Origin of the sequence: Pseudomonas sp. TKO26, from assembly GCF_003225665.1 — a bacterium.
Taxonomy (GTDB): domain Bacteria; phylum Pseudomonadota; class Gammaproteobacteria; order Pseudomonadales; family Pseudomonadaceae; genus Aquipseudomonas; species Aquipseudomonas saponiphila.
Genome location: NZ_QKLN01000043.1, coordinates 1 through 12,846, shown reverse-complemented (window position 1 = coordinate 12,846; position 12,846 = coordinate 1). Strand labels below are relative to the sequence as shown.

General features: G+C 67.0%; 9 protein-coding genes. 7 read left to right on the top strand and 2 right to left on the bottom strand.

All coding sequences use genetic code 11. The annotated features are described in order from the left end of the window. Positions 1 to 3: 3 nt before the first annotated feature. Complete coding sequence (gene nspC, locus DNK59_RS30650; RefSeq protein ID WP_110725738.1) at positions 4 to 1,101, bottom strand: carboxynorspermidine decarboxylase; 1,098 nt, start codon at positions 1,099 to 1,101, stop codon at positions 4 to 6. A 351-nt stretch (positions 1,102 to 1,452) separates the two neighbouring features. Between nspC and DNK59_RS30645 the strand changes: the two genes are divergently transcribed. The 7 genes from DNK59_RS30645 to DNK59_RS30615 all read left to right on the top strand — a co-directional run bounded on the left by DNK59_RS30645 (position 1,453) and on the right by DNK59_RS30615 (position 9,749). Next, positions 1,453 to 2,778, top strand: coding sequence for an NAD(P)/FAD-dependent oxidoreductase (locus tag DNK59_RS30645; protein ID WP_110725737.1), 1,326 nt, complete (start codon positions 1,453 to 1,455; stop codon positions 2,776 to 2,778). Next, a complete protein-coding gene (locus tag DNK59_RS30640; RefSeq protein WP_011061806.1) occupies positions 2,778 to 3,188 on the top strand; it encodes a RidA family protein in 411 nt (136 codons plus the stop codon). The genes DNK59_RS30645 and DNK59_RS30640 overlap by 1 nt, the downstream gene beginning before the upstream one ends. Positions 3,189 to 3,255: 67 nt before the next feature. After that, positions 3,256 to 3,933: a DUF1028 domain-containing protein gene (locus DNK59_RS30635; RefSeq protein WP_110725736.1), complete on the top strand. Its 678-nt coding sequence runs from the start codon at positions 3,256 to 3,258 to the stop codon at positions 3,931 to 3,933. Then, complete coding sequence (gene argE / locus DNK59_RS30630; protein ID WP_110725735.1) at positions 3,926 to 5,089, top strand: acetylornithine deacetylase; 1,164 nt, start codon at positions 3,926 to 3,928, stop codon at positions 5,087 to 5,089. Before DNK59_RS30635 ends, argE begins: the two co-directional genes overlap by 8 nt. A 224-nt stretch (positions 5,090 to 5,313) precedes the next feature. Further along, positions 5,314 to 6,804: an aldehyde dehydrogenase gene (locus DNK59_RS30625; RefSeq protein ID WP_110725734.1), complete on the top strand. Its 1,491-nt coding sequence runs from the start codon at positions 5,314 to 5,316 to the stop codon at positions 6,802 to 6,804. Positions 6,805 to 6,897: 93 nt separating this feature from the next. Next, complete coding sequence (locus tag DNK59_RS30620) at positions 6,898 to 8,346, top strand: APC family permease (protein ID WP_110725733.1); 1,449 nt, start codon at positions 6,898 to 6,900, stop codon at positions 8,344 to 8,346. A gap of 2 nt (positions 8,347 to 8,348) precedes the next feature. Further along, on the top strand, positions 8,349 to 9,749 hold the full coding sequence (locus DNK59_RS30615) for an aspartate aminotransferase family protein (RefSeq protein WP_110725732.1): 1,401 nt from the start codon (positions 8,349 to 8,351) through the stop codon (positions 9,747 to 9,749). 153 nt (positions 9,750 to 9,902) lie between these two features. On the opposite strand, the gene DNK59_RS30610 is transcribed toward DNK59_RS30615, so the two are convergent. Next, on the bottom strand, positions 9,903 to 12,846 hold a 2,944-nt coding region (locus DNK59_RS30610; RefSeq protein WP_110725731.1), incomplete at its 5' end, for an autotransporter domain-containing protein.

Genomic DNA, 12,846 nt, shown 5'->3' with positions numbered 1-12,846 from the left:
CGCTCAGGAAAGGCTGGACAGGTAGTCTTCGAAACCAAACTCGCGAACCACGTCGATGCTGCCATCGAGTTGTTTCACAACGATGGATGGCATTTTCAGGCCGTTGAACCAGTTTTTCTTGACCATGGTGTAGCCCGCCGCGTCGACGAACGACAGTCGATCGCCGATGGCCAGCGGACGTTCGAATTGATACTCGCCAAAGATGTCTCCGGCCAGGCAAGACTTGCCACAAATCATGTAGCTGTGTTCACCGCTGCTGGGGGCCAGCTTGGCGTTCAGGCGATAGATCAGCAGGTCGAGCATGTGGGCTTCGATGGAGCTGTCCACCACCGCCAGGTGCTTGCCGTTGTACAGGGTGTCGAGCACGGTCACTTCCAGAGACGCGCTCTGGGTGATCGCCGCTTCGCCCGGCTCCAGGTAGACCTGTACGCCGTACTTCTCGGAGAAGGCCTTGAGCCGTGCGCAGAAGGCGTCCAGGGCATAGTCCTCGCCGGTGAAGTGGATGCCGCCGCCGAGACTGACCCATTCGACCTGATGCAGCAGGTGGCCGAAGCGCTCCTCGATGGTGCTCAGCATCTGGTCGAACAGGCCGAAGTCGCCGTTCTCGCAGTTGTTGTGGAACATGAAGCCGGAGATCTGCTCGATCACCTGCTCGATCTTCGCCGGGTCCCATTCGCCCAGGCGGCTGAACGGGCGGGCCGGATCGGCCAGCAGGTAGTCCGAGCTGCTGACCTGGGGGTTGACCCGCAGGCCACGGACCTTGTCCGCGCTGGCCTCGGCAAAGCGCTGCAGCTGGCTGATGGAGTTGAAGATGATCTTGTCGCAGTTGGCCAGCATCTCGTCGATCTCGTCGTCGGCCCAGGCCACGCTGTAGGCGTGGGTCTCGCCGGCAAACTTCTGCCGGCCGAGCTTGAGCTCGTACAACGACGAGGAGGTGGTGCCGTCCATGTACTGCTGCATCAGGTCGAACACCGACCAGGTAGCGAAGCACTTGAGGGCCAGCAGGGCCTTGGCGCCGGACTGCTCGCGCACGTAGGCGATCTTCTGCATGTTGTGCAAAAGCTTCTGCTTGTCGATGAGGTAGTACGGCGTCTTGATCATTTCAGGGTCTCCGGCAGGGCCAGCCAAAAAGGTACGCATTGTGCCTTCAGTGCCTGCAGATCGAAAGCTCGGAAATGCTTTTTTGCCGGGTAATCATCTGAAAGGCCCTGCGGATCAGTCTGATCTCCATCAGCCCGTGCCCCTATGCCCACGAGCACCGTCGGGCCCTGTGCAACCTGCGGCCGCAGGCGCCCGCGCTGCCTCGTTTTTTCTTATCCAGGGAGCATATTTTTAGTCATTTTCCTTCGTCGACGTCTGTCGCACCATCTGCTGCATCCGACTCACACCCGGGTTCTGAACCAGGTGTCCAGCGCTGGCGCTGGCGCCCCCGTCTCGCAGAAGGACACACACATGACCGTAGAACAAATACAAGTGGATACCCTGGTGGTCGGCGCGGGCCAGGCCGGCGTGGCCATGAGCGAACACCTGAGCAAACTGGGGGTGCCCCACCTGGTGCTGGAGCGCAGCCGTATCGCCGAGGCCTGGCGCACCGGTCGCTGGGACTCGTTGGTGGCCAACGGCCCGGCCTGGCATGACCGCTTTCCCGGGCTGGAATTCGACACCCCGGCCGATGCCTTCCCGGCCAAGGATCAGGTGGCGGATTACTTCGAGGCCTATGCACGGCAGTTCAATGCGCCGATCCGCACCGGTGTGGAAGTGCACAAGGTGCAGCGCAATGTCGGACGGCCCGGCTTCACCGTCGAAACCTCCGACGGGGTGATCCAGGCCCTGCGCGTGGTGGCCGCCACCGGGCCTTTCCAGCGTCCGGTGATTCCGCCGATTGCGCCCAAGCACGCACGGATCGAGCAGATCCATTCCGCTGCCTATCGCAACCCGCAGCAACTGCCCGCGGGTGCCGTGCTGGTGGTGGGGGCGGGCTCTTCCGGCGTGCAGATCGCCGATGAACTGCAACGAGCGGGGCGTCAGGTCTACCTCTCGGTGGGCGCCCATGACCGGCCGCCGCGCTCCTACCGTGGCCGGGACTTCTGCTGGTGGCTTGGGGTGCTGGGCGAGTGGGATGCGGAGATTGCCAAGCCCGGGCGGGAACACGTGACCATCGCCGTCAGCGGTGCCCGTGGCGGCCAGACCATCGACTTCCGCGCCCTGGCTCATCAAGGCATCACCCTGGTGGGCCTGACCCAGGCCTTCGACGGCGAGCGTGTGACCTTTCGCGCGGACCTGGTGGACAACCTGGCGCGGGGCGACGAGAACTACCTGGCGTTGCTGGACGCGGCCGATGCCTACATCGCCCGCAACGGCCTCGACCTGCCGCTGGAGCCCGAAGCCCGGCAGCGCCTGCCTGACCCGCCGTGCGTGAAACAGCCGATTCTGGAATTGGACCTGCTGGCGGCCGGGGTCACCTCGATCATCTGGGCCACCGGCTATGCGGTGGACTTTTCCTGGCTGCAAGTGGACACCTTCAGCGAACAGGGCAAGCCCCTGCATCAGCGCGGCGTGTCCCGCGAGCCCGGGATCTATTTCCTCGGCCTGCCTTGGCTGTCGCGCCGCGGCTCCTCCTTTATCTGGGGGGTCTGGCACGACGCCAAGCACGTCGCCGATCACATCGCCACCCAGCGCAAATACCTTGCCTACAGCGAAGCCCGGCAGTCTGCGGCGCCGTCTCCAGCGCAGCCGCAGACGCCCCTCCATAACCTCGACCGCGTGGGAGCCCACTGATGCCGACTCATACTCGTATTCGCATGTTCAACACCAAGGACACCTACCCCAACCAGTCCCTGGACAACGACCTGTGCCAGGCCGTGCGCGCTGGCAACACGGTGTACGTTCGCGGTCAGGTCGGCACCGATTTCGATGGCCGGCTGGTGGGCCTCGGCGACCCCCGGGCCCAGGCCGAGCAGGCGATGAAAAACGTCAAGCAACTGCTGGAGGAGGCCGGCAGCGACCTGTCCCACATCGTCAAGACCACCACCTACCTCACCGACCCGCGCTACCGCGAGCCGGTGTACCAGGAAGTGGGCAAGTGGCTCAAAGGGGTGTTCCCGATTTCCACCGGGCTGGTGGTGTCGGCCCTCGGCCAGCCGCAGTGGCTGATGGAAATCGACGTGATCGCGGTGATTCCCGAGTGACCCCGGCGTTGTTCTCACCGATGCCGCGTCCGGCGTCGACGCAGGCCCCATGGGCCAAGGAGTTTGCATGACTTTTTCCATCGTTGGCCGCTGCGCCGAAACCGGCCAGCTGGGCATCGCCATCAGTTCGTCGAGCATCGCCGTCGGCGCCCGTTGCCCCTGGCTGCGGGCCGGTGTGGGGGCGGTGGCTACGCAAAACGTCACCCTGCCGGCCCTGGGGCCGCAGATTCTCGACCTCTTGGAACAGCGCCGGCTCGACCCCGGCACCGCCCTGGAGCAGGCCCTGAGTCGCAACGGCTGGAGCCAGTACCGCCAGGTGACGGTGATCGACAACCAGGGCCGTACGGCGCTGTTCAGCGGCCAGCAGGCCTTGGGCACCCACCATGCGCTGGCCGGCGAGCAGTGCGTGGCCGCCGGCAACCTGCTGGCGGACGCCGGGGTCATTCAGGCCATGGTCCAGGCGTTCGAACAGACGCCGGGGATGCTAGTCGAGCGCCTGCTGGCGGCGCTGCACGCGGCCATGGCCGCCGGTGGCGAGGCGGGCCCGGTGCATTCGGCGGCGCTGAGCGTGGTTGACGATTTGACCTGGCCCATCGTCGACCTGCGGGTGGACTGGGCCGATGAAGACCCCATCGGCCAGCTCGCCGGCCTGTGGCAGGCCTACCGGCCACAGATGCAGGACTACCTGACTCGCGCCCTGGACCCGACGGCGGCCCCCAGCTACGGGGTGCCGGGCAATGAGTGAGCCATCGAGCCGCGAGCTGCTGGCGCAGCTGGTGGGCTTTGCCACGGTCAGCCGCGATTCCAACCTGGAACTGATCGGTTTTATCCGCGACTACCTGGCGCGCCATGGGGTGGACAGCGAGCTGATCTACAACCCCGAGCGGACCAAGGCCAATCTGTTTGCCAGCATCGGCCCCAGTGACTGTGGCGGGGTGGTGCTGTCCGGGCACACCGACGTGGTGCCGGTGGATGGGCAGGCCTGGAGCGTCGAGCCGTTTGTCTTGAGCGAGCGGCAAGGGCGGCTGTACGGCCGTGGCACCGCCGACATGAAGGGCTTTCTCGCCTCGGTGCTGGCGGCGGTGCCGGGCTTGACCCGGCGTCGCCTGCGGCTGCCGGTGCACCTGGCGTTTTCCTACGACGAGGAGGTGGGCTGCCTGGGGGTGCGGCCGATGCTCGAACGCTTGCAGCAACGCCTGCACAAGCCGCTGCTGTGCCTGATCGGCGAGCCCACCGAGCTGCGTCCGGTGCTCGGGCACAAGGGCAAGCTGGCCATGCGCTGCCAGGTGCGGGGCGCGGCCTGCCATTCGGCCTACGCGCCTTATGGGGTCAATGCCATCGAGTACGCCGCGCGGCTGATCGGCAAGCTGGGGGAAATCGGTAGCCGGCTGGCGCAACCCGAGCACCACGATCCGCGTTTCGATCCGCCGTTTTCCACGGTGCAGACCGGCACCATCCAGGGCGGCCGTGCGCTGAACATCGTGCCGGCCGAGTGTCAGTTCGATTTCGAGGTGCGCACCTTGCCGGGCTACGACGCCCAGGCCGTGGTGGAGCAGTTGCAAGGTTATGCCGAGGCCGAGCTGGTGCCGCAGATGCAGGCGGTCCAGGCCGACACCGGGATCGACCTGCAACCCTTGAGTGCCTACCCGGGGCTGGCCACCGCCGCCGACAGCGAGGCCGCGCAACTGCTGGCGCTGCTCAGCGGCTCGCGGGAGTTCGCCACCGTGGCCTTTGGCACCGAGGGCGGGCTGTTCCATGAGGCGGGCATCCCCACGGTGGTCTGCGGCCCGGGCAGCATGGAGCAGGGCCACAAGCCGGACGAGTTCATCAGCCTTGAGCAACTGCACGCCTGCGACGCCCTGTTGCAGCGCCTGGGCGACTGGCTGGAGGGGCCCGGCTGAGCTTGCCGGGCGTTTGAAGCAGGCGTCGTTCCAACCCCAGGCCATCGCACGGATGCCCTGGGGCGCTGGCGTTTGCGCGGGCCCTTCGGGGCCTGAAGGCTACAGAGCTTTTTCATGGTGCTGGAGCATATTTTTAGTATTTTTCCTCGGGCTCGCGGTGACGCACCATCCCTCAGGACCTAATAACAAGCAGGCCGTCGCAACGGCCGACGAGGGAGTGCAGCGTGTTCGATCTCGCTTACTGGCAGCAGCGAGCTGCCCAACAGACATTCATTGACCAGGCGCTGATCGGCGGCCAACGGCTGGCCGCCCAGTCCGGCGCCACCTTCGATGCCGTCAATCCGGCCACCCGCCAGGTGCTGGCCCGGGTCAGCGCCTGCGGCGCGGCCGAGGTCGAGCTGGCGGTGGCCGCCGCGCGCCTGGCTTTCGAGCAGGGGCCCTGGGCGCGCATGGCCCCGGTGGAGCGCAAGAAAGTCCTGCTGCGCCTGGCCGAGCTGATGCTCGCCCACCGTGAGGAGCTGGCGCTGCTGGACTCACTGAACATGGGCAAGCCGGTGATGGACGCCTGGAACATCGACGTGCCCGGTGCGGCCAATGTCTTCGCCTGGTACGCCGAGAGCGTCGACAAACTCTACGATCAGCTGGCCCCCGGTGCCCGCAACAGCCACGCCAGCATCACCCGCGAGCCTCTGGGAGTGATCGGCGCGGTGGTGCCCTGGAACTTCCCCCTGGACATGGCCGCCTGGAAGCTGGCCCCGGCCCTGGCGGTGGGCAACTCGGTGGTGCTCAAACCCGCCGAGCAGTCGCCGTTCTCGGCCCTGCGCCTGGCCGAGCTGGCGCTGGAGGCCGGGGTGCCGGAAGGGGTGCTCAACGTGGTGCCGGGCCTGGGCAGCGAGGCCGGTCGCGCCCTGGGCCTGCACCCGGATGTGGATTGCCTGGTGTTCACCGGTTCCACCGCGGTGGGCAAATGCTTCATGCAGTACTCGGCGCAATCCAATCTCAAGCAGGTCTGGCTCGAATGCGGCGGCAAGAGCCCGAACCTGGTGTTCGCCGACTGCCAGGACCTGGACTTGGCCGCCGAAAAAGCCGCCTTCGGCATCTTCTTCAACCAGGGCGAGGTGTGCTCGGCCAACTCGCGGCTGCTGGTGCAGCGCAGCATTCACGATGAATTCGTCGAGCGCCTCCAGGCCAAGGCCCGGGATTGGCGTCCGGGCAACCCGCTGGACCCGGCCAGCCGCGCCGGGGCCATGGTCGACGCGCGCCAGACCGCCAGTGTCATGGGCTATATCGACGGCGCCCGGGAGCAGGGCGCGCAGCTGGTGTGCGGCGGCCGCCAACTGAGCATCGACGGCAGCGACAACTACATCGAGCCCACCCTCCTTACCGGGGTGACCCCGCAGATGACCATCGCCCGGGAAGAAGTGTTCGGCCCGGTACTGGCGGTGCTCCCCTTCGATGACGAGGAGCAGGCCGTCGCCCTGGCCAATGACAGCGTCTACGGCCTGGCCGCCTCGCTGTGGACCGACGACCTCAACCGTGCCCACCGGGTGGCCCGGCAGTTGCGCGCCGGCACGGTGTCGGTCAACACCGTGGACGCCCTGGACGTCAGCGTGCCCTTTGGCGGCGGCCGGCAATCGGGGTTCGGTCGCGACCTGTCGCTGCATGCCTTCGACAAGTACAGCCAACTGAAAACCACCTGGTTCCAGCTGCGCTGAGCGCTGCCGAGCCTGGGCGGCGCCACCCCGGCGCCGCTGCACCTGCCGCCGTAGCGGCAGGCCCACAACAACAATAAGAAAGGAGTGCGTGCCATGACTGCAAATATCTCCACGGCGGCCTTGAGCCCCGCCAGCAGCGGCGGCTTGCGCCGGGTGCTGGGCCTGGGTTCGCTGGTGTCGGTGGCTGTCGGCCTGGTGGTGTCCCAGGGGGTAATGGTGCTGATGCTGCAAGGCGCGGGGATGGCCGGGCTGGGCTTCTTCATCCCGCTGCTGCTGGCCTACCTGCTGGCGCTGACCTATGCGCTGTCGTTTTCCGAACTGGCGCTGATGGTGCCCCGGGCCGGTAGCCTGAGCAGCTACACCGAAGTGGCCATCGGGCACTTTCCGGCGATCCTCGCCACCTTCTCCGGCTACATGGTGGTGGCGATGTTTGCCTTGTCCGCCGAGCTACTGCTCCTGGACCTGATCATCGGCAAGGTCTACCCCGGGGTGTTGCCGCCGATGCTGGTGGCTTATGGGGTGCTCGGGCTGTTCACCTTGCTCAACCTGTTGGGCATCGATGTGTTCGCCAAGCTGCAGACGGTGCTGGCCGTGGTGATGGTGGTGATCCTGCTGACCCTCGGCCTGGGCGCCGTAAGCAGCGCCCAGGCGGACCTGCAACTGCCCCTGGATCAGGGCTGGAACCCCATGCAGGTGGGGGCGCTGGCCCTGGCGGCCATGGCCATCTGGGGCTTTGTCGGCGCCGAGTTCGTCTGCCCGCTGGTGGAGGAAACCCGCAACCCGGAGCGCAACATTCCGCGCTCGATGATCATCGGCCTGAGCGTGATCTTCCTGGTGATCACCCTGTATTGCCTGGGAGCCTTGCTCTGTGTGCCGCGGGCGCAGTTGGCCAGTGATCCGCTGCCGCATTTCCTGTTCGCCACCACGGTGTTCGGCGAGGCCGGCAAGCTGTTCCTGGTGGGCGCGGTGATCACCGCCACCTGCAGCACGGTCAACTCGTCCCTGGCGGCGCTGCCGCGGATGCTCTACGGCATGGCCCAGAACGGCCAGGCCTTCCCCCAGTTCAAGCGCCTCAGCCGGCGGGGCCGCACGCCTTGGGTGGCGGTGCTGTTCGTCGCCGCGCTCACGGGGCTGCCGATCCTGGTCCTGGGTCAGGACCCGGATTCCATCAGCCTGTTGCTGTTGGCCGCGGCCCTGGCCTGGCTCTTGGCCTACATCATCGTGCACATCGACGTGATCGCCCTGCGCCGGCGCTACCCCGATGCGCCACGGCCGTTTCGCTCGCCGTTCTACCCCTGGCCCCAGGTGCTGGGCATCGTCGGCATGCTGTTTGCGATCTACCACGTCTCGCCGTCCCCCGAGATGACCGCGCGGATCTTCGGCAGCGCCGGCGTAGTGCTGGGCGTGATCTCGCTGATCGCCGTGGTCTGGATCAAGTGGGTGATGCGCAAGCCCCTGTTTGTTCCCGAACCGCTGGTGCCCGCCGGGCCGAGTCCCGTCGCCGCGCCTTCCCTTGAATCCACTTGTCGTGCAGGAGAATGACCATGAGTGCTGAAAACCCAACCGCCCAACGCAGTACCCAGGACTACCAGGCCCTGGATGCCGCCCACCATATCCATGCCTTCCTCGATCAGAAGGCGCTGAACGCCGAAGGCCCGCGGGTGATCGTCCGTGGCCAGGGCCTGCACCTGTGGGACAACGACGGCACGCGCTACCTGGACGGCATGTCCGGCTTGTGGTGCACCAACCTCGGCTATGGCCGCAAGGACCTGGCGGCCGCCGCCACGGCCCAGCTTGCGCAATTGCCGTACTACAACATGTTCTTCCACACCACCCACCCGGCGGTGGTGGAACTCTCCGAGCTGCTGTTCAGCCTGTTGCCCGGGCACTACAGCCACGCCATCTACACCAACTCCGGCTCCGAGGCCAACGAGGTGCTGATCCGCAGCGTGCGCCGCTACTGGCAGATCCTCGGCCAGCCGCAGAAGAAGGTGATGATCGGCCGCTGGAACGGCTATCACGGTTCGACCCTGGCGGCCACGGCCCTGGGCGGAATGAAGTTCATGCATGACATGGGCGGGCTGATCCCGGACGTGGCGCACATCGACGAACCCTACTGGTTCGCCCACGAAGGCAACCTGACCCCGGCCGAATTCGGCCTGCGCTGCGCCCGCCAGCTGGAGGAGAAGATCCTCGAACTGGGTGCCGAGAACGTCGCCGGTTTCATCGCCGAGCCGTTCCAGGGCGCCGGCGGCATGATCTTCCCGCCAGACAGCTACTGGCCGGAAATCCAGCGTATCTGCCGCCAGTACGACGTGCTGCTGTGCGCCGACGAAGTGATCGGCGGCTTCGGCCGCACCGGCGAGTGGTTCGCTCATCAGCATTTCGGTTTCGAGCCCGACACCTTGTCCATCGCCAAGGGCCTGACGTCCGGCTACATCCCCATGGGCGGGCTGGTGCTGAGCAAGCGCATCGCCCAGGTGCTGGTGGAGCAGGGCGGGGTGTTCGCCCACGGCCTGACCTATTCCGGGCACCCGGTGGCCGCCGCCGTGGCCATCGCCAACCTCAAGGCCCTGCGCGATGAAGGGGTGGTCACAAAGGTCAAGAACGACACCGGCCCTTACCTGCAGCAATGCCTGCGCGAAGTGTTCGGCAACCACCCGCTGATCGGCGAGATCCAGGGCTGCGGGCTGGTGGCCGCCTTGCAGTTCGCCGAGGACAAGGCCAGCCGCAAGCGCTTTGCCAACGAGAACGACATCGCCTGGCGCTGCCGCACCCTGGGCTTTGAAGAAGGGGTGATCATCCGCTCGACCCTGGGGCGGATGATCATGGCCCCGGCGCTGGTGGCGACGCGTGGCGATATCGATGAGTTGATCGACAAGACCCGCCGCGCGGTGGAGCGCACGGCCCGGGAGATCGAGAGCGGGCAGTTGCCGACGGCCTGAGGACAGTCCTCGGTTCAGCGCCTGAGGTCGCGGCAAAAACACCACACCCCGCCAGAGTCGGACTCTGGCGGGGTGTGTTTTTTTGCCTTGGCTCGGGGGGAGCCATTTCCCGCTGTAGGGCCCGGTCCCGGGCCACTAATCTGTGGCCAGGGTTCAGAACTTGCCGTTCAAGCCCAGGCGGAAGGTGTCGTTGCGTTCGTCCGAGCCCAGGGCGGTCTTGTACGAGACGCCCAGTTGCCAGGCGCGTCCGAGGTTGAAGTCCACGCCCATGTCCAGGCTGGCGAAATCGCTGTCCAGGGCATCGGGCTTGAGCCGGTACAGGGTGCCTTCGTCGCCCTGGTCGGTGTAGCGCATCTTGTAGTCGCTGCTGCTACTGAAGTTGTGGCCCCAGGCCAGGCCGACCTTGGGCGTGACCACACCGATGCGGGTCATCAGGTCGTAACCCGTGCGTACACCCAGGTAGGAGGTGAAGTTCTGCTGGCGCTGTTCGTCGTAGGACAGGCCGTAAATGCCGCCGCCACGTTCACGGTAGGCGTCCATGCGCGTGGTGCTCGCGTTCAGGCGGCTGTAGGGCGTCAGCGACAGCGGACCCTGGCGATACTCGTAGCTGGCGGTCAGGGAGGCGAACAGCTGGTCGGCATCGCGGGAGCCACGGGCATAGTCATCGGCGCTGCCGGTGATGTAGCGGCGCGAGTCGAAGCTGATGCGGTTGTAGCCCAGCAGGCCGTCGACATACACCTGCGGCGCCAGGTTCAGGCTCAGGTAAGTGGCGATGCCGATGGCGTCCCCGTCACTGCGCGTGTTGTTTTTGCCAATGTCGCTGCGGTCGTTGCCGTAGCCGATACCGACCCCGGCAATGGCGCTGGGCGACAGGCGATAGTCGACGCCGACGCTCAGGCCCAGGGTGGTGAAGCTGCTGTCCCGCGCGCCCCGGGTGTGGGTCGAGCCGACGTTGACGAAGCCGTCGCTCCAGAAGGCCAGGGCATCCTGTTTGCAGCTGTCTTTGAGGGCGGCGGCCGCTTCACGTTTTTCCTGCTCGGTCTGGTGGGCTGAGGCCCCCAGTTGGTCCTGGACGGCCTTGGCGATCTCGCCCAGGGGCACGTCACGACCTTCCTTGCGCAAGCTGGCGTTGAACGAATTGCGGTCGCAGTTCATCTGGTGCAACTGCTCCAGACGGCGGTTGAAGTTGTCCATCTGAGTGCTGGCAAAGCGTTCTGCTGCACGGGTCTGGGCGTTGAGCAGGCCGATGACCTCGGCATCCTGGGTCGGGTCTGGACGCTCCTGGATGATGAAGCTGACGGTGCTGGCGGCGCTGGCACCGCCGCCGTTCTGCAGGCTGAAGCTGACCACTGCGGTGCCGGCGAAGGCAGCCGAGGGCACGAAGCTCATCGAGAATGGGCCGATCATCCGCGCTCGCCCGGCGGAGGCCGGGGTGACCGAACCCAGGATCGCCTGGGTGAACGGGCCACCGGTGGCGCCTTGGGTCAGGTCGACGGTGGCCGACTGGCCCGCCGCCAGGATCTGGCTGGACGCTGGCACGGTGATCGCCACGGCGGAGATGGCGATCGAGTAGTTGCGCACGCCGGTGGCGCCGTTGGCATCGGTGGCGGTGACGGTCAGGTTGCTCGTGCCGGCGGTGCTCGGTGTGCCACTGATCAGGCCGCTGGCGACGTTCAGGCTCAGGCCCGCTGGCAGGCTACCGGCGGTGATGGCGTAGGTGTACGGCGCCGTGCCGCCGGCGACGCTGAGGGTCGCGCTGTAGGCGCTGCCCGCCGTGCCGGCGCCCAGGGTCGCTGGGGTCAGCACCAGGGTCGGCGCGCTGACGGTAATGGTCACCGTGGCCGGGCTTGAGGTGCCGCTGGCGTTGGTGGCGGTGTAGGTGAAGCTGTCGGCCCCGGAGAACCCGGCGGTCGGGGTGTAGGTGATGCTGGTGCCGCTGGCGGTGGCGGGGGCATGGCTGGCGGCGCTGGCCACGGTGACGCTGGTGGCGGCGCCGCCGGTGATGTTCAAGGTGATCGGGTTGGCGCTGCTGTTGGCCGCGACCGTGGCGCTGACGGCATTGGCTACCGGGGCCTGGGCGTTGATGGTCAGCGTGTAGGCCTGGGAGCCGGTGGCGCTGTTGGCGTCGGTGGCAGTGACGGTCAGGTTCAGGGTGCCGCTGGCGCTCGGTGTGCCGCTGATGGCACCGCTGCTGGTGTTCAGGGCCAGGCCGACCGGCAGGCTACCGGCGGTGATGGCGTAGGGGTAGGGCGCGGTGCCGCCGGAGGCGCTGACGGTTTGGCTATAGGCGCTGCCGACGGTGCCGTTGCTCAGGGTCGTGGGGCTCAGGCTGATGCTCGGCGCGCTGACAGTGATGGTTACCGTGGCCGGGCTGGAGGTGCCGCTGGCGTTGGTGGCGGTGTAGGTGAAGCTGTCGGACCCGGAGAACCCGGCGGTCGGGGTGTAGGTGATGCTGGTGCCACTGGCGGTGGCGGTGCCATGGCTGGCGGCGCTGGCCACGGCGACGCTGACGGCGGCGCCGCCGGTAATGTTCAGGGTGATCGGGTTGGCGCTGCTGTTGGCCGCGACCGTGGCGCTTACGGCATTGGCTACCGGGGCCTGGGCGTTGATGGTCAGCGTGTAGGCCTGGGAGCCGGTGGCGCTGTTGGCGTCGGTGGCGGTGACGGTCAGGTTGAGGGTGCCGGTGGTGCTTGGTGTGCCGCTGATCACGCCGCTGCTGGTGTTCAGGGCCAGGCCGACCGGCAGGCTACCGGCGGTGATGGCGTAGGTGTAGGGCGCGGTGCCACCGGAGGCGCTGACGGTTTGGCTATAGGCGCTGCCGACGGTGCCGTCGCTCAAGGTCGTGGGGCTCAGGCTGATGCTTGGCGCGCTGACAGTGATGGTTACCGTGGCCGGGCTGGAAGTACCGCTGGCGTTGGTGGCGGTGTAGGTGAAGCTGTCGGAGCCGGAGAACCCGGCGGTCGGGGTGTAGGTGATGCTGGTGCCGCTGGCGGTGGCGGGGCCATGGCTGGCAGCGCTGGGCACGGCGACGCTGACGGCGGCGCCGCCGGGGATGGTCAAGGGGGTCGGGTTGGGGCTGCCGGTGGCCCCGCCCGTG

What these genes read in the sequence shown, in the direction of transcription:
- nspC (WP_110725738.1), bottom strand. Translation starts at nt 1,101, where the DNA reads ATGATCAAGACGCCGTACTACCTCATCGACAAGCAGAAGCTTTTGCAC.
- DNK59_RS30645 (WP_110725737.1), top strand. Translation starts at nt 1,453, where the DNA reads ATGACCGTAGAACAAATACAAGTGGATACCCTGGTGGTCGGCGCGGGC.
- DNK59_RS30640 (WP_011061806.1), top strand. Translation starts at nt 2,778, where the DNA reads ATGCCGACTCATACTCGTATTCGCATGTTCAACACCAAGGACACCTAC.
- DNK59_RS30635 (WP_110725736.1), top strand. Translation starts at nt 3,256, where the DNA reads ATGACTTTTTCCATCGTTGGCCGCTGCGCCGAAACCGGCCAGCTGGGC.
- argE (WP_110725735.1), top strand. Translation starts at nt 3,926, where the DNA reads ATGAGTGAGCCATCGAGCCGCGAGCTGCTGGCGCAGCTGGTGGGCTTT.
- DNK59_RS30620 (WP_110725733.1), top strand. Translation starts at nt 6,898, where the DNA reads ATGACTGCAAATATCTCCACGGCGGCCTTGAGCCCCGCCAGCAGCGGC.
- DNK59_RS30615 (WP_110725732.1), top strand. Translation starts at nt 8,349, where the DNA reads ATGAGTGCTGAAAACCCAACCGCCCAACGCAGTACCCAGGACTACCAG.